The organism is Dietzia cercidiphylli, assembly GCF_039531545.1.
Lineage (GTDB): Bacteria > Actinomycetota > Actinomycetes > Mycobacteriales > Mycobacteriaceae > Dietzia > Dietzia natronolimnaea.
Map to the genome: position 1 here is coordinate 604,312 of NZ_BAAAQG010000003.1, position 15,470 is coordinate 619,781.

The window sequence follows — 15,470 nt, forward strand, 5'->3', positions numbered from 1 at the left end:
GTCACACCCCGGCGGGCTCCGGCAGCGCCATCACGGACCGGACCGCCGCCTCGAGGACCCTCCCGTCGGCGCGGTGCGGAGCCCGCCAGGCCACGTGCCCGTCGGGGCGCACCAGTACCGCTCCGTGTTCTCCCACTCCGGACACCTCCGGCCACGACGGGCACGCGGGCCCGCCCGGGGTGCCGGGATCCGGGTCCACGGGCATCTCCACCACCTCGATCCCCACGCCGGTGGACTCCGCCGCGAGTCCGGCGACCGCCCCCCAGTCGCCGCCGGCGGACGTGATCAACGTGAGAGCTCCCGGGGCGATCACGTCCTTCGTCGACCGGGGGCCGCCCGGGTCGAGCGGGCCGTCGTGGTCGTCGTGGCTGTTAGGGCCGTCCGAGCCGACCGAGCCGACCGGGCCGACCGGGCCGTCCGAGCCGACCGGGCCGACCGGGCCGTCCGAGCCGACGGGAATCGGCAGCGGCAGATGGGGGAGCAGGTGCCCGGGGCGGGTGGTGGCGACGTAGGTGAGGTACGGGTCCTCCGGATCGGGTGCCGGGGACCCGTCGGGCACGATCGCGTCCGAGGTGTAGTGGTACCCGAGGACCAGGCCCTCCGAACGACGGCGGAGAGCCTGCAGGTCGCCCGCCTCGGCCACCGTGAGTCGGTCCTCCATCATGTCCAGGGTGATGACGGCGTTGCGCAGGCTCTCCTCGACGGTCCACTGGGCGATCGGTCGACGCTCCACCTCGTAGCTGTCCAGCAGTCCCGGTCCCGCCGTACCCCGCAGTACCGCGGCGAGTTTCCACGCCAGGTTGTGGGCGTCCTGGAGCCCGCAGTTCATCCCGAACCCACCCTGGGGGGTCGCGACATGAGCGGCGTCCCCGGCCAGGAAGACCCGTCCCGAGCGGAACGACTCGGCGACGAAGACCTGCTGGGTCCAGGGCATCCGGCCGAGAATGCCCACCGGTAGGTCGTCGACGCCGACGGCTGCCCGGACCAACCGGGTGCAGTGCTCGTCGGTGTAGTCCTGCGGTCCCTCACCGAGCTCGGGATCGTAGGCCGTCTGGAGCGTCCAGGTGCGGCTGTTGTCCACCGACTCGATCACACAGTAGAAGTCGCCGTGGAGGAAGTAGAGCGCGCCGCGGCGGTGTTCGAGGAGCGGACCGAGGTCCGCGTCGAACATGATCGCGAGCATGTGGCCCAGCGGCGGTGGGCCGTCGGTGCGGATACCCAGACCGTGCCGGGTCGGGCTGCGGTGCCCGTCGGCGGCCACCACGTACTCGGCGCGGATGGTTCGCGCACCCTCCGGTCCGGTCACCTCGGCCGTCACGTGGTCGCCGTGATCCATGACCCGGTCACAGGTCGTGGAGAAGTGCAGTCCGGAGTGGGGTGTCGCCACGGCCAGGCGGTGGAGTATCTGCTCGAACCGGTCCTGCGTGCAGATGTACGAATAGGTGGGGCTCTGGGATCTGTCCTCGGAGATCCTGGCGACCTCGTGCCTGAAGTCCGGTGAGGTGAGGGTCCTACCGATGCCGAGCGCGAGGCTGAGTTCACGGGGCATGCCCGCTGCCTCCACCTCCTGCTCGACTCCCCACTCGCGGCACAGTTCCATGGTCCGGGTGGTGAGCAGACGCGCCTTGGGGAACACCGACGTCGAGTCGTGACGCTCCACGAGCGCAGTGGAGATCCCCCGCCGGCCGAGCTCGACCACAGTCGCGAGTCCGACCGGTCCACCCCCCACCACGAGTACGTCGACGATCTGCGGTGTGTCGGGGCCGGCGCCCGGGTCGAAGTTCATACAGGCGACCTTCCAGGGTGTAACCGCGCAGGTCAACGGGATGAAAGCCCGGTGATATCGAGGTGATAGACCGCGTCGATAGCGTCGGGACCCGACAGCCGCGGTGGACCATCGCGGCCCGAGAAACCGGACAGGAAGGTGGTCTGCGGATGTTCTGCGACGGTGCCGTAGCCCTGGTGACCGGGGGATCGCGTGGGATCGGTCGCGCGGCGGCCAAGGAGTTCGCCCGCAGCGGCGTCCACGTTCTGGTCAACTACTCCGCGTCGGCGGGCTCGGCACAGGAGACGGTGTCCGAGATCGCCGAGGCGGGCGGGACCGCGGAGGCCGTCCAGTGCGATGTCACCGAGGAGGACTCGGTCCGGGACCTGTTCAAGAAGATCCGCGCCGACCACCGTCGGCTCGACATCGCCGTCACGAGCGCGGGGGTAACCAACGACCGCCATCTGGTGGGGATGTCCACCCGTCAGTACCGCGAGACGATGTCCGTCAACATGGACGGCACCTTCTACGTCTGTCGCGAGGCCATGCGGATGATGCAGGCCAGGCGTGCCGGCGCCATCGTCACGGTCTCGTCGGCCAGTGGCCTCGACGGTGGATTCCCCGGACAGACCAACTATGCGGCCTCCAAGGGCGCCATCATCGCGTTCACCCGCGCACTCGCCCTCGAGGGGGCCAGGCACGGCATCCGGGCGAACGCGGTGGCCCCGGGCTTCGTGGAAACCGACATGACCCGCGCCGTGCCCGCCCACCTGAGGAACGGGTACGCCAACCGGATCCGGCTCGGCCGGATGGGGTACCCGGAGGAGATCGCGAACATCATCGCCTTCCTCGCCTCGGATAAGGCCTCGTTCGTCACTGGCGAGGTCCTCGTGGCGAACGGCGGCGGGCTCGAATGACCCGCTCTCGGACTGATCCGACCCCACCGCCCACGGCCTCGAACTCCACAGCCTCGAACTCCACAGCCCCGACCCCGACAGCCCCGAACCCGACACTTCAAGGAGCACTTGTGAACATCGACGAGATCCGTGAGACCGCCCGCCTCCGCCGGGAGGTGTGTGACCAGATCAAGGAGATGATCGTCGAGCGTCTCGACCTCCCGATCGCCCCCGCGTGGATCACCGATGACCAGCCGCTGTTCGGTCGTGGTCTGGAACTGGACAGTCTCGATGTCCTCGAGCTCTACGTGGCGATCGAGGCCGAGTTCGACGTGGCGTTGTACGACAGCGAGATGACGGTCTTCGGGTCAGTCTCGCGCCTGGCGGAGACCGTCCGGCCGGAACTGATCCGGGTCCCGGAGCCGGTGTGATGACGTCGACCAGGATCCGGACCGGCCAGGTGGCCATGGACTGCGACGAGATCCGTGAGCGGATCCCGCACCGGTGGCCGATGCTTCTGCTGGACCGGATCACCGAGATCGAACCGGGTACCCACGGAACCGGTATCAAGAACGTCACGAGCACGGAGATGTGGTTCCAGGGACACTTCCCCGACCAGGCGGTCCTGCCGGGTGTCGTCATCATCGAGAGCCTCGCCCAGCTGTCGGGCGTGGTGTTCTCCCTCGCCGGGGCCGGGCCGGTCAGCTACCTGGCCGGGGTCCGCTCCATGCGTTTCCGCCGCCCCGTCGTCCCCGGCGACACCCTCCTGTTGAGGAGCGAACGCTCGGCCGGTGGCCGGGGGTTCGCCGAGTACCGCGTCTCCGCCCGGGTCGGTGACTCGGTCGCGGCCGAAGGCGTCCTCTCGATCTCCGATCCCTCCCCACGACCCACGAACGGACACTCATGAGCACCTTCATCACCCCCCTGTCCACCGTCCACCCGGACGACGCCGTGACGGAACTGGTCGGCGACTCCGTGGTGGTGAGCGAGTACGAGGACAGCCACGCCGAGTACTCGAGCCTCCGCGACCGCGCCGGACTGGTCGACCTGGGTGGCGCCGCCCTGATCCTGGTGGCCGGCCGGGACGCGCCCGCGTTCCTCCAGGACATCCTGGCCCGCGACGTCGAGTTCCTCACCCCCGAGCGGACGCTCACCAGCCTGGTCCTCGACGACGACGGGCACATCGTCGACGTCGTGGTGGTCTGGGGCCACGACGACGGCGCGATCGTCGAATCATCCGTCGGCGGGGGGACGCGCCTTCTCGATCACCTGCGCGCCCGCGCGACAGGCGAGGTCGAGCTCACCGACCTGCGTGGCGAGCGGACCGTCATCGCCATCGAGGGCCCGTACTCCTGGGGAGTGATCGGCCGACTGATCGACAACGAGCTGGCCGCGCTGCCGCTCGACTCGGTCGTCGAGGCCATCTGGTCCGACGTCGATGTCCTGTTCGCCCGTTCGGGCTTCACCGGGGAATACGGCTACAAGATGATCGTGCCCGTGGACCGGGCGGCGGAGCTGTGGGCACTGGCCGCAACCGAGGCCACGCCGGTCGGCAACGACGCCTACGAGCTGGCGATGCTCGAGGTCCGCCAGCCCGTGGCCCGGCACGAGACCGATGGTGGGGTCGGCGTCATCGAGAGCGGCACCAGCTGGTTGGTCGACATCACCAAGGAGTCGTTCGTTGGTCGGGGTGCGGTCGACGCGGAGTTCGGGGCGCAGGGCGGCCGTCGCACCGTGGGCTTCATCACCGACGGGGACGTCCCCGCCGCGGGCACCCCGGTCACCGCCGGCACCGAGACCGTCGGGGAGGTCGTCCACGCCGTGGAGAGCTACGGCACGGGACGGGTCCTGGGCCTCGCACGCCTCGACCGGGACCTCGCTGCGGCCGGCCTGGTGCTCGACGTGGCCGAGGCGCCCGCTGAGACCGTCACCAGCCCGTACGTGACCCCCAAGAGCTGGTCCATCCCGATCGTCTGAACCCGGACGGCCCCGGGGGTCGTCACCAATCCTGTGGAGGGAAATCTCGATGGCACCGCAACCCGTGGTCGTCACCGGTGTCGGCGTGATCTGCGCCGCCGGCCGTGACACGACCGAGTTCTGGACGTCCCTGATGGGCGGAAGATCCGGTATCGACGAGGCCACCACCGGGCCGTTCGCGGAGTTCGACGCCCGGTTCGCCGGCCGGGTCCCGGACGAGTGGTTCATGGCCGCGGCTCGAGCCGGGGTACCCGGGATCGACCGGACCGCCGCGCTCGCGGTGGCGGCGGCCCGGGAGGCGTACGAGGGCGCCGGGCTGGACCGGGCACGGCCGGAACCCGACCGCGTCGGCCTGGTCCTCGGGAAGTGCCAGGGGACCCCCACCGCGGACGGCGGCTACCAGCAGATCCACAAGACTGCGGACGTCGTGGCCGAGCAGCTCGGGTCCCGCGGGCCGCGGGTCCTGCTGTCGACCGCGTGTGCGGCCGGAGGGAACTGCATCGGGCTCGCCCGGGACAAGCTCCTCACCGGGGAGGCGGACGTGGTGCTCGCGGGCGGGGTGGACCCTCTGCAGTTCGGCACCTACGCCGGGTTCGCGGGTCTGCGCGCGTTGAGCACCGAACCGTGCCGGCCCTACAGCGCCTCCACGGGGCTGAACCTGGGCGAGGGGGCGGCGTTCCTCGTCGTCGAACGCCTCGACCACGCGCGTGAGCGCGGCGCCACCATCCTGGCTGAGGTCGCCGGGTACGGACTCTCCGCCGATGCCTACCACGCGACCGCCCCCGATCCGACCGGCCGCGGCGGCACCTCGGCGGTGCGGCGGGCCCTGGCCGACGCCGGGCTGGGCCCAGACGACGTCGACTACGTGTGCGGCCACGGGACCGGGACGCCCGCCAACGACGCGATGGAGCGCAAGGTGATGCGCAACGTCTTCGGTGATCGCGCGTCCAGCGTCCCCACCAGCGGGATCAAGTCCTTCCTCGGGCACACGCTCGGCGCCGCCGGCGCCATCGAGGGCGTCGCGTCGGTCCTGGCGATCATGCACCAGACCGCGCCGCCCACCATCGGGTTCGACGACGACGCCGGCGACAGTTCCACCGCCGACAGCTCCCTCGACTTCGTCCCCAACACCGCGCGGTCCATGCCGATCGACACCGTCGTGTCGACCAACTACGCGTTCGGCGGCAACAACGTCGCCGTGGTCCTGCGCGCCCCGGACGAGAACCGGCCGGGAGCGGAGCTGCCGGAGCGGGAGGTGGTGATCACCGGACTCGGTCCGGTGACCGGAGCCGGAGTGGGGATCGGTGACTTCTCGGCTGTCGTCGCCGGCGATACGACCGGCCCCGACTCCGGGGTGACGCCGCAGCCCGACCTCGCCGGCCGGGCCTTCGCACCGCGCACCATGTGGCGGCAGGCCAACTCGCTGTCCAGACTCGCGATCGCCGCCTCCAGGCTGGCCTGGGAGGACGCGGCCCTGGCACTGCGCCGCAACGAGCTCGAGAACGTCGGCGTGATGTACGCGACCGAATCAGGGTCCCGCGAGAGCGTCGGCGACTACGACGACAGTGTCCTGGCGAACCCGAACAGCCTCGCGATCCACAGCTTCTCCAACGTCGTCCTCAACGCCACCGGCGGCGCGGTGTGCCAGGCGCTGGGGTTCCGCGGCCCCACCACCACCGTGTGCGGTGGCGAGGCCTCGGCGACCCTGGCGATGGAGTGCGGGATCGAGACCATCCGGGCCGGGAAGGCCGAGGTGGTCTTCGTGGTCGCCGCGGACGAGGTGGACGACGGCACCGGGATCACGGGAGCTTCGGCCATCGTCCTCGAGTCCGCGGATCACGCCCGTGACCGGGGGGCGACCCCCTACGCCAGGATCATCGCCAGCCGCCACGTCGGTGAGGGCGTGGGGTCCACCGCCGCCGAGGAGTTCGGGCGGACGGTCGCCGGGGCGGATCTGACCGGGCTGGACGCGGTCTACGGGGACGGCGCGGAGCTGGTCCCGGGGATGGAGTCCGTCACCACCGCCGGGGTGACCGGCAGGTGCGGCTCGGTGACCGCCGCACTCGACGTGGTCATTGCCGCGGAGCGGATCTCCCGGGAAGGCGCGGGAACCACCGTGGTCCACGCGTATGCGCCCGGCTCGGTCCGCGGCACCGTGGTGCTGGGGCGGCCGTGAGAACCCCCGCCGACACCGACACCAGCCTCGACACCGAGCCAGGCGCCACCGCTGCTCGGACGCCGTTCGATCTCGCCGAGGCCGACAGGCTCCTCACCACCACCCGCTCCGTGCGGCGGCGGCTCGACCTCGATCGCCCGGTCCCGCGGGAGGTGCTGCTGGAGGCGATCGACGTGGCGCAGCAGGCGCCGACGGCCGACAACGCGCAGAACTGGCGCTGGCTGGTGGTCACGGAGCCGGAGACCAAGGAGGAGCTCGGTGCGCTCTTCCGGACGGCGTGGGAGTTCCACCGTTCGGAGATGACGCAGCGGGCGGGGAGGCGGCGCGACTCCGCGTCCAGCCGGCGGAACATGGCCTCGGCCGAGACGCTGGCGATGAACGTGGCCCGTGTCCCCGCGTTGGTGATCCCGTGCGTCCTCGGTGCGCCGCCCGATCCGGCGGACATCGACGCCAGGTGGATGGTGGCCAACGCGCACAAGGCCGACGGCGATCCCGCGTTCTCGGTGCGGCCCGGTCACCTGCGCTCGAGCATGTTCTACGGGTCCGTCTACCCGGCGGTGTGGTCGCTGCAGTTGGCGCTGCGCGCGCGGGGGCTGGGCAGCACGGTGACGTGCCTGCACCTGCCGTTCCGGGATCGGGCTGCCGAGATCCTGGGGATCCCCCGGGGGATCACCCAGATCTGCATGCTCCCCGTCGCCTACACCATCGGTACCGACTTCCGTCCGGCGCGCCGGCACCCTGCCGCCGAGCGGACCTTCTGGGAGAGCTGGGGGAGAGGACAGTGACGACGACCACGCCCACGACACCGAGGCCGACGACCACGACTCCGACGACGACGAGGTCCGGCCCGAGATCCACGGAACCCGCGCCCACGACGAAGGCCGACGTGGTGATCGTCGGTGGTGGCATCGGCGGGACCGCCCTCGCGTGCGGCCTGGCGGGATCGGGCCTCGAGGTGGTGCTGCTCGAGAAGGTCGCTCAGTACCACGACATCGTCCGGGGCGAATGGTTGTCCCCGTGGGGGATGCAGGAGGCACGCAGGCTCGGAGTGGAGGATGCCCTCGCGGCCGGCGGTGCCTGGGAGATCCGGGAATGGGTCCAGTGGGACGAGACGACCGACCCGGACGAGGCCGGTTCCGTGGACCTCACGGGCCTCCTGCCGGAGATCGGTGGCCCTCAGACGTTCCCGCACCACCAGGTGTGCGAGCAGATGGCCCTCCAGGCGGCCGACGCCGGGATCGAGGTGATCCTCGGGGCCTCGCGGGTGGGGATCGGGCGCGGCGATCGCCGTCAGGTCCACTACACCGGAGCGGACGGGGCACGTCACTCCATCGACGCCGGGTTCGTCGTGGGCGCCACCGGCCGGTCCAACATCGTGGGCCGTCAGCTCGGGCTGGAGATGGACCTCACGGTGCATCACCGGGGTGCCGGACTCCTGGTCGACGGTCTGGACGAGTGGCCCTCCGACACCCAGGCGATGGGGACCGAGGGTGACGTCATGTTCATGGTGTTCCCGCAGGGCTACGGCACTGCCCGCCTGTATCTCAACTACGACCCCGCGCACACCCGGCGCTACTGCGGGCCCGACGCGGTGACCGAGTTCCTCGAGTCGTTCCGGCTCAGGTGCCTGGCCGACCGCGGCGACTACATCGCCGACCACGCGTCCCCCGTCGGCGAACTGACGGTATGGCCCTCGATGTCCGGCGTCCCGCTGGGCGACTTCGTCTGGGACGGGGTCGCCCTTATCGGGGACGAGGCCGGGTCCTGCGACACGGTCCTGGGCACCGGGTTGTCCTCCGCCCTGCGGGACGCCCGGCACGTGCGCGACGTCCTGCTCGGCCCGGACTGGTCCGTCGACGCGTTCTCGGAGTACGTCCGCGAGCGCGGGGCCCGGATGGATCGCCTGCACCACGGTGCGCACATCTATCACGAGCTGTTCGTCGAGTTCGGCGAGTACGCGGTGGCCCGCCGCCGCCGGGCCCGGCGGTTGATGAGCGAGAACGACGCGTACCAGGTCACAGGGTTGCTCAACATGATCGCCCCCGAACTCGTACCGGACTTCGGGTTCAGCGAGTTCTTCACCGAACGACTGCTACTGGAGACACGATGACCCCTCAGACCGCCACATCACCCCGGGCCCAGAGCCGGGCGGGCGACCGGCTGGAGCGTGAGACAGCCGTCCTCAACGGGGTGGAGATCGCCTATCACGACGCGGGGGACCGGGCCGCCCCGGTGATCCTGCTGCTCCACGGGTTCCCGGACTCGGCGGACCTGTGGCGCCATCAGATCCCGCCGCTGGTCGAGGCCGGCTACCGCGTGGTCGCCCCGGATCTGCGCGGCTTCGGCGACTCCGCCAAACCCCAGGAGATCGACGACTACCTGATGCCGAAGCTCGTCAACGACGTCGTCGCCCTGACCACCAGCCTGGGAATCACCAAGGCGCACGTGGTGGGCCACGACTGGGGGGCCGCCATCGCGTGGATGTACGCGTTCCTCATGCCGCGACGCGTCGACCGGCTGATCGTGTTGTCCGTCGGGCACCCGGGGACCTTCGAGAACCCGACCATCGAAGCGCGCGAGAAGACCTGGTACATGCTCTACTACCAGTTCCCCGGGGTCAGCGAGAAGCTGCTCCGCCAGGGCGGGTGGCGCCTGTTCAAGCAGATCATCGGCGGAGAGGGCGACCAGACCCGGTATCTGCGTGACCTCGCGAAGCCCGGCGCGCTGACCGCCGGACTCAACCTGTACCGCGCCAACCGCTCGCCCGAGTCCGAGTTGCGCACCGGGGGCAACTTCCCCCCGGTGCTCGCCCCGACCCTGGGGATCTGGTCCGACGGCGACAAGGCGATGGTCGAGGACGCGATGACGGCCTCCGAGAAATACGTCAAGGGCACGTGGCGATACCAGCGGGTCGAGGGCGCGAGCCACTGGATACCGCTGGACGCCCCGGACACCGTGACCGACGCGATCCTCGGGTTCGTCGCAGACGAGACCTGCGTGTCCGCCCAACCGACCACCCGGCGCCGGCGGCTGTAGCCGTGTTCGCTCTCGCCTTCCCCGGACAGGGCACCCTCAGGGTGGGAATGGGCGCGTGGATGCGGCGACGGGACGTGGCCCGCGCCGTCCTGGACCGCGTCGACGAGATCCTGCAGCGACCGCTGTCCGACCTCGTGACGACCGGCCCGGCCGACAGGCTCGTCGACACCCGGAACGCCCAACTCGCGGTGACCGCCTGCAACCTCGCCGCACTCGAACTCCTGCGGGACGAGGGGATCCGACCGACGGTCGTCGCCGGCCACAGCGTGGGTGAGTTCTCCGCCCTCTTCGCCGCCGGGGTGCTCTCACTCGAGGACACGCTGGCCCTCGTCCGTCGCAGGTCCGACCTCATGGCCGCCGTGTCCCGGGTGGGCGGCATGGCGTCGGTGATGAAGCTCGACCTGGCGAAGGTCGAGCGTCTGGTCGGGTCGGTCACCGACGAGGGTGAGCCGCTCGTGGTGGGGATCGAGAACGGGCGCGGCCACACCGTCGTGTCCGGGTCGGCGAGGGCCCTCGAACGGTTCGTCGACGCCGTCGACGGCCGGGCACCGGTCACCCGTCTGGCGGTGAGCAACGCCTTCCACTCGCCGCTCATGGACGAAGCGCAGCAGCAGTGGCGCGAGGAGGTGGGCCGGTACACGTTCGCCGCACCCGACGTCCCCGTGATCCCGAACGTGCGGGGGACCGAGGTCACCGACCCCGTGGACCTGCACCAGTGTGTGATCGACCAGCTCACCGGCCGGGTGCGCTGGACCGAGACCCTCGACACCCTCGGCGCCCGCGGAGAGCGGACCCAGGTGGAGGTGGGGGACAGCAAGGCGCTCACCAAGATCGCCCGGGCCCAGGGCCACACCTGGTTCACGATGTCCGACCCCGCGACACCCGCACGGTTGGCCCGGGTCGCGGAGCAGGTGGCGAGCTGATGCACAGCTGCGGCGTCGCGATGATCGACTTCGGTGGGTTCCACACTCCCGAGCAGATGTTGGGCCGGATGGACCCTGACCGGGTATTCACCCGCGTGGAAACGCTCCGGTCCCGCCAGGGCGTCACCCTGCAGCACTGGGCCGGCAGGTTGGCGGCCAAGCAGGCGGTCCTGCGGCTGCTCGGATTGCCGGTGACCGAGGAGTGGCTCTTCCAGGCGGAGGTGGTCCCCTCGCCGTCGTCGCTGTGCCGGTCGGACCACCGCTGTCTGCACGGCCATCCGCCCCGCGTGGTGCTGGGCCCGGACCTGGAGCTGGCGGTGATGGCGGACGGGTGCGACGCCGTGGTCGTGAGCATCACCCATTCGGACACCACCTCGTTGGCCGTCGCGGTGCCGTCCCGCCGGCGCACCGAACCGTGCGCGCGGGGCCGGTCATGACCGCGGGGCTGCCCACCGCGGGCGCGACGCTCGCCCGGGACCTCGTCGAGGCCTGGGGGACAGGGGACTTCGACCCGGTGGCCGGTCGGATCGGGTGGTACCGGGATCCACTCACCGACGGACTCACCGGTCCGGAACTGGCGGCCCACGCGCAGGTGTGGCGTGAGGTGTTGGACCCGGGCGACTGGAAGGTCCTCGACGTGGCGGAGGGATCGGCATCGGTGGCGCTGACCTGGTCGGTCGAGGTCACGCACCGCGGACGGGTGCTGGGCGCCCCGCCCACCGGTCGGTCGGTCACCCTGACGGGCACGGACGTGCTGACGACCTCCGGCACCGGAACCCGGGTGGTGCGCCATGTCGACCTGGGTGCGCTCGCCCACGCCCTGGGCCACGACGTCGTCCTGCGTCCTGAGGACACCGACTCGCAACGGTTCGGATCGGCCAGCCGGATCCCCGTCGAGTCGGACGCGGAGGTCGGGGCTCTCGCGCTGACCTGGCTGGGGGTCCGGGAAGAGTCGGAATCCGACGACGTCGACCGACTCAGCGTCGAGGTCTTCCGTGCCCTCCGGGCGTCCAAGGGCTTCCTCGGAGCGGTGACGGTCGACATCGGGGACCGCAAGTACACCCTCAGTGCCTTCGACTCCCTCGACTCGGTGCGCAGTGTCCAGAACCGCGCGCACCGCAGGGCGGTCCGGAAGTTCTTCTCGGGCCGCCTGTGTTTAGAGGCAGTGGTCACCACGTGGGCCCCGGCGACCTCCGCGTGGTTCCGGCGGTGCGCGGGGTGCGACGACCTGATCCCCGCCGACGCCGACGCCTGTGAGTGCGGCAGGCCCGCTGCCAAATCCACCCTGCTGTGACCGCTCCGGGCCAGCCCACTCGAGCCCAGCCCACTAGAACCCCGCCCACACCGACCGAGGAGAACGACATGCCCGCATTCACCTACACCGCCCGCGGTGTCACCTCAGAGTCGCCGACCGTGGTCTTCGTCTCCGCCCTGTTCGCGGGCGGCTGGATCTGGGACCACCCCCTCGAGCACCTCGCCGCTCGGGGTCTCGGCGTGCTGGCGCTGGATCAGCCCGTGTGCGAGGTGGACTCCAAGATCGCGGGGTCGATCGAGAAGCTGGGCGACGAGGTGATCGCCTGCTGCGACGAGGCCGGGGCGGGCCGGATCGTCGTGTGCGCCAACTCGCTCGGCGGGCTCGTCGCGCTCGATCTGGCCATGCGGCACCCGGACCGGGTCGTCGCCCTGGCGATCAGCGGGGCCCCGGGGTTGACGCCGGATCCGGACGTGGGGCTGGGGATGGACCGCCGGACGGGCAACACCCCGCGCGGGCCGGAGTTCGAGGAGCGGATGCTGGCCGCGCTGTTCCACCGGGGCCGGCACTTCACCGACGAGCAGCTGCGCGAATGTGGCGAGCTGCTGGCGCGACCCAGCTCCATGGTGAGCATGGCGCGCAGCCTGCGGGCCACCCGCAAGTACCCCATCAGGGACGCGCTGGCCGCGGTCACGTGTCCCAGCCGGATGATCTGGGGCCGGCACGACCGGATGACCCCCGTCGACTCGTGGTCCGAGGCCACCGCGGGGCTCGATCACTTCCAGATGGAGATCATCGAGGACTGCGGTCACATCCCGATGCTGGAGAAGGCGGAGCAGTACACCAGCTCACTGACAGACTTCCTCGATCACGAGGTCGGGGTCCGCGCATGAGCCGGGACGTGCTCCTGGGAGTGGACCTGGTCGACATCTCCCGGATGGAACGGCCCCGGCGCGATCTGGGGCCGCACTTCCGCAAGACACTGGGTTCCGGCCTCCACGCCGCCCGGGAGGCGGGGTCGACAGTCGAACTGGCCGCCGACTTCTCCGTACGCGAGAGCCTGATCAAGGCCGTGGGCGGACGGTTCCCGGGGATGAGCCTGAACGACCTCCGGCCCGACGACCCGGGGAACGGGACCGGGTACGGCGAGCACCTCCTGCTGTCCGTCGCGGAGCAGATGAGGCAGACCACGGACTTCTGTCTCTCCCACCGGGGCAGGTACCTCCTGGAGGGGCCCACCGCCGTGCACGCGGCCGCCCGCATGGGCGATCAGGACGGGGCCCGACCGGTCGGGTACGTGGGCTGGGGCGAGAGGGCCGACCAACTGGTCTCGATCGTGATCGTGATCAACGAACCCCCCAGGAAGGACGCCGACTCATGACCCTGACCGCACACCCACCCACGAACCGCCCCGTCACGGAGGTCCGCCCCGTCACCGAGGTCCGCCCGGGCCAGGACGCCCAGGCCGCGCTGGACCAGGCCCCTGCCGGAGGCGAGGTGCGCCTGTTGGCCGGTGAACACCGCGGACCGCTGTGGGTGCGGCGCTCGGACGTTCGCCTGCGCGGGGAGGGCGCGCATCTGACGCGGATCGTGCCCGGTGCGCACACCGAGGTGGACGTCCCTCGACTCCACGACGCACCGCCCAGCGTGGTGAGCGGGGTCGTGGTCCACGGTGACGATCTCTCCGGGGTCAGCGTGGAGGCGCTGACCGTCGAGGGGTTCACCGGCGCAGGGGTTTACGCCCACTCGGTGTCCGGGATCCGGGTCGTCGGGGTGCACGCGATCGACGACGACGTCTGGGGCGTGTACGTCCGCGAGTCCGAGTCCGTCGAGGTGGTCGGCTGCTCGACCACCGGCGCCCAGTACGCGGGGATCGGGCTGAGCTTCTGTCCGGACTCCCGGGCCCGGATCGCCGACTGCGTGTCCCACGGCAACGCGTTCGGGGTGTTCGTGGACAACTCCTCCGGGGCCGTCGTGGACCGGTGCACCGCCACCGGCAACGCCATCGGAGTGCTGATGCTCAACCAGGTCTACGAGGGCGAGCCCGAGGGCGGCGTGCGTGACTGCCTGGTCACCGGATGCACCCTCGTGGCCAACGGACTCAGCGCCGGGGTGGAGGACGAGGGCCTGGGCGCCGCCGGCCCGCCGATCTCGGGGGTGGGGATCGGACTCGTCGGCGTGGAGCGGGTCGCGGTGGTGGGCAACGAGATCCGCGGGAACGTGCCGAGCGGCCCGTCCGTCATGGAGGGTGCGGTGTCGATCAGCTCGTCCGCCGCGTTCGGCGGGGACGATCCCCGGGACGTCACGGTCATGTGGAACTCGTTCGACGCCAACGAGCCACGTGACGTTCACGGCGACGACACCCGATCCCGACAGAGGTTCACCCACAATCGTTTTGGGGGCAGCTGGGCCGACGGCGTGCCCGGGCAGCTATGACCATTCGGTCGACCGCTGGACAGACGACCACAGGCCCGGGCACCGGGCCGGAAGGAACTGACGGCAGAATGCATGCTCTGAGCTGCGAGAACCTGACCAAGCGCTTCGGCGACACCGTCGCCGTGGACGGGGTGAGCCTGACCGTGGCCCCCGGGGAGGCCTACGGACTGCTCGGGCCCAACGGTGCCGGCAAGTCCACCGCCATCAGCATGATCGTGGGCCTGCTGCCCCCGGACTCCGGCTCCGTCCACATCGGCCAGATCGACATGGGGGCCGAGCCCCTCGAGGCCAAGAAGCGCATCGGCTACGTCCCCCAGGAGATCGCCCTGTACCCGGAGCTCTCCGCGCGGGAGAACCTGCGCTTCTTCGGCCGGCTCTACGGACTGAGCGGTGCGGCGCTGCGCGGCCGGATCGACGAGGTCCTGGACCTGGTGGGTCTGACGGACCGCGCCAAGGACAAGGTGAGCACGTACTCGGGCGGGATGAAGCGCCGCGTCAACATCGGTGCGGCGCTGCTGCACTCCCCGGACCTGTTGATCCTCGACGAACCCACCGTCGGCGTGGACCCCCAGAGTCGCGACTCGATCCTCAGCGGTGTCGAGGACCTGCTCGCCAGCGGGGAGATCAGCCTGATCTACACCTCCCACTACATGGAGGAGGTCGAGCGACTGTGCGACCGGATGGCGATCATCGACCGGGGTCGGGTCATCGCGGAGGGGACCAAGGCCGAGCTCGTCGCGCGGGTGGGTGGTGACGACAAGGTCGCCGTCACCCTGGACGGGGACATCGACTCCGCCAGGCGGCGGATCGAGTCCCTCCCTCAGGTCAACGGGGTCTCCCGGGTGGGCGACGACTCACTGCTCCTCACCGCTCAGGACGGGCGGTCACTGCTCCCAGTTCTGCTCGGGGCTCTCGCCGGAGAGGCCGCGATCACGTCCTTCGACGTGGACGAGCCGGACCTCGAGGCCACGTTCCTGCACCTCACCGGCAACTCACTCAGGGACTGATC

Annotated in this window: 16 protein-coding genes; 15 read left to right on the top strand and 1 reads right to left on the bottom strand. The window is 70.8% G+C overall.

The features are described from left to right. Position 1: 1 nt before the first annotated feature. Positions 2-1,786 (bottom strand): FAD-dependent monooxygenase, encoded by a 1,785-nt coding sequence (locus ABD250_RS04625; protein WP_344390889.1) that lies wholly within the window; start codon positions 1,784-1,786, stop codon positions 2-4. Between the two features lie 176 nt (positions 1,787-1,962). Between ABD250_RS04625 and ABD250_RS04630 the strand changes: the two genes are divergently transcribed. The 15 genes from ABD250_RS04630 to ABD250_RS04700 all read left to right on the top strand — a co-directional run bounded on the left by ABD250_RS04630 (position 1,963) and on the right by ABD250_RS04700 (position 15,468). Beyond that, on the top strand, positions 1,963-2,682 hold the full coding sequence (locus ABD250_RS04630; RefSeq protein ID WP_344390891.1) for an SDR family oxidoreductase: 720 nt from the start codon (positions 1,963-1,965) through the stop codon (positions 2,680-2,682). Between the two features lie 110 nt (positions 2,683-2,792). Then, positions 2,793-3,092 carry an acyl carrier protein gene (locus ABD250_RS04635; RefSeq protein WP_107746552.1) on the top strand — a complete coding sequence of 100 codons (300 nt, stop codon included), beginning with the start codon at positions 2,793-2,795 and terminating at the stop codon, positions 3,090-3,092. Further along, a complete protein-coding gene (fabZ, locus tag ABD250_RS04640; protein WP_182658448.1) occupies positions 3,092-3,568 on the top strand; it encodes a 3-hydroxyacyl-ACP dehydratase FabZ in 477 nt (158 codons plus the stop codon). Before ABD250_RS04635 ends, fabZ begins: the two co-directional genes overlap by 1 nt. Further along, positions 3,565-4,638, top strand: a complete 1,074-nt coding sequence (locus ABD250_RS04645; protein ID WP_344390895.1) for a glycine cleavage T C-terminal barrel domain-containing protein — start codon at positions 3,565-3,567, stop codon at positions 4,636-4,638. The genes fabZ and ABD250_RS04645 overlap by 4 nt, the downstream gene beginning before the upstream one ends. Positions 4,639-4,687: 49 nt before the next feature. Beyond that, positions 4,688-6,814, top strand: a complete 2,127-nt coding sequence (locus ABD250_RS04650; protein ID WP_344390896.1) for a beta-ketoacyl synthase N-terminal-like domain-containing protein — start codon at positions 4,688-4,690, stop codon at positions 6,812-6,814. 110 nt (positions 6,815-6,924) lie between these two features. After that, on the top strand, positions 6,925-7,599 hold the full coding sequence (locus ABD250_RS04655; RefSeq protein ID WP_422110526.1) for a nitroreductase family protein: 675 nt from the start codon (positions 6,925-6,927) through the stop codon (positions 7,597-7,599). 101 nt (positions 7,600-7,700) lie between these two features. Beyond that, positions 7,701-8,924 carry an FAD-dependent oxidoreductase gene (locus ABD250_RS04660; RefSeq protein WP_344390897.1) on the top strand — a complete coding sequence of 408 codons (1,224 nt, stop codon included), beginning with the start codon at positions 7,701-7,703 and terminating at the stop codon, positions 8,922-8,924. Next, positions 8,921-9,850 carry an alpha/beta fold hydrolase gene (locus ABD250_RS04665; RefSeq protein WP_182658487.1) on the top strand — a complete coding sequence of 310 codons (930 nt, stop codon included), beginning with the start codon at positions 8,921-8,923 and terminating at the stop codon, positions 9,848-9,850. The genes ABD250_RS04660 and ABD250_RS04665 overlap by 4 nt, the downstream gene beginning before the upstream one ends. Before the next feature lie 2 nt (positions 9,851-9,852). Further along, complete coding sequence (locus ABD250_RS04670; RefSeq protein WP_182658486.1) at positions 9,853-10,773, top strand: acyltransferase domain-containing protein; 921 nt, start codon at positions 9,853-9,855, stop codon at positions 10,771-10,773. Further along, positions 10,773-11,210: a holo-ACP synthase gene (locus tag ABD250_RS04675; RefSeq protein ID WP_182658485.1), complete on the top strand. Its 438-nt coding sequence runs from the start codon at positions 10,773-10,775 to the stop codon at positions 11,208-11,210. The genes ABD250_RS04670 and ABD250_RS04675 overlap by 1 nt, the downstream gene beginning before the upstream one ends. Beyond that, positions 11,207-12,067, top strand: coding sequence for an ester cyclase (locus ABD250_RS04680; protein ID WP_182658484.1), 861 nt, complete (start codon positions 11,207-11,209; stop codon positions 12,065-12,067). The genes ABD250_RS04675 and ABD250_RS04680 overlap by 4 nt, the downstream gene beginning before the upstream one ends. Positions 12,068-12,135: 68 nt before the next feature. Beyond that, the gene (locus ABD250_RS04685) at positions 12,136-12,918 is read left to right on the top strand and encodes an alpha/beta fold hydrolase (RefSeq protein WP_182658483.1); all 783 of its coding nucleotides are present in this window, start codon (positions 12,136-12,138) and stop codon (positions 12,916-12,918) included. Then, entirely contained in the window at positions 12,915-13,406 is a 492-nt protein-coding gene (locus tag ABD250_RS04690; protein WP_182658482.1) for a holo-ACP synthase, read from the top strand. The genes ABD250_RS04685 and ABD250_RS04690 overlap by 4 nt, the downstream gene beginning before the upstream one ends. Then, a complete protein-coding gene (locus ABD250_RS04695) occupies positions 13,403-14,461 on the top strand; it encodes a right-handed parallel beta-helix repeat-containing protein (RefSeq protein ID WP_182658481.1) in 1,059 nt (352 codons plus the stop codon). Before ABD250_RS04690 ends, ABD250_RS04695 begins: the two co-directional genes overlap by 4 nt. A 68-nt stretch (positions 14,462-14,529) precedes the next feature. Continuing rightward, positions 14,530-15,468, top strand: a complete 939-nt coding sequence (locus tag ABD250_RS04700; protein WP_182658480.1) for an ABC transporter ATP-binding protein — start codon at positions 14,530-14,532, stop codon at positions 15,466-15,468. Positions 15,469-15,470: the final 2 nt, after the last annotated feature.

Bases quoted from the DNA above. Each gene is read 5' to 3' on its own strand.
- ABD250_RS04685 (WP_182658483.1), top strand. From the start codon at position 12,136: ATGCCCGCATTCACCTACACCGCCCGCGGTGTCACCTCAGAGTCGCCG.
- ABD250_RS04645 (WP_344390895.1), top strand. From the start codon at position 3,565: ATGAGCACCTTCATCACCCCCCTGTCCACCGTCCACCCGGACGACGCC.
- fabZ (WP_182658448.1), top strand. From the start codon at position 3,092: ATGACGTCGACCAGGATCCGGACCGGCCAGGTGGCCATGGACTGCGAC.
- ABD250_RS04695 (WP_182658481.1), top strand. From the start codon at position 13,403: ATGACCCTGACCGCACACCCACCCACGAACCGCCCCGTCACGGAGGTC.
- ABD250_RS04690 (WP_182658482.1), top strand. From the start codon at position 12,915: ATGAGCCGGGACGTGCTCCTGGGAGTGGACCTGGTCGACATCTCCCGG.
- ABD250_RS04680 (WP_182658484.1), top strand. From the start codon at position 11,207: ATGACCGCGGGGCTGCCCACCGCGGGCGCGACGCTCGCCCGGGACCTC.
- ABD250_RS04650 (WP_344390896.1), top strand. From the start codon at position 4,688: ATGGCACCGCAACCCGTGGTCGTCACCGGTGTCGGCGTGATCTGCGCC.
- ABD250_RS04675 (WP_182658485.1), top strand. From the start codon at position 10,773: ATGCACAGCTGCGGCGTCGCGATGATCGACTTCGGTGGGTTCCACACT.
- ABD250_RS04665 (WP_182658487.1), top strand. From the start codon at position 8,921: ATGACCCCTCAGACCGCCACATCACCCCGGGCCCAGAGCCGGGCGGGC.
- ABD250_RS04625 (WP_344390889.1), bottom strand. From the start codon at position 1,786: ATGAACTTCGACCCGGGCGCCGGCCCCGACACACCGCAGATCGTCGAC.
- ABD250_RS04700 (WP_182658480.1), top strand. From the start codon at position 14,530: ATGCATGCTCTGAGCTGCGAGAACCTGACCAAGCGCTTCGGCGACACC.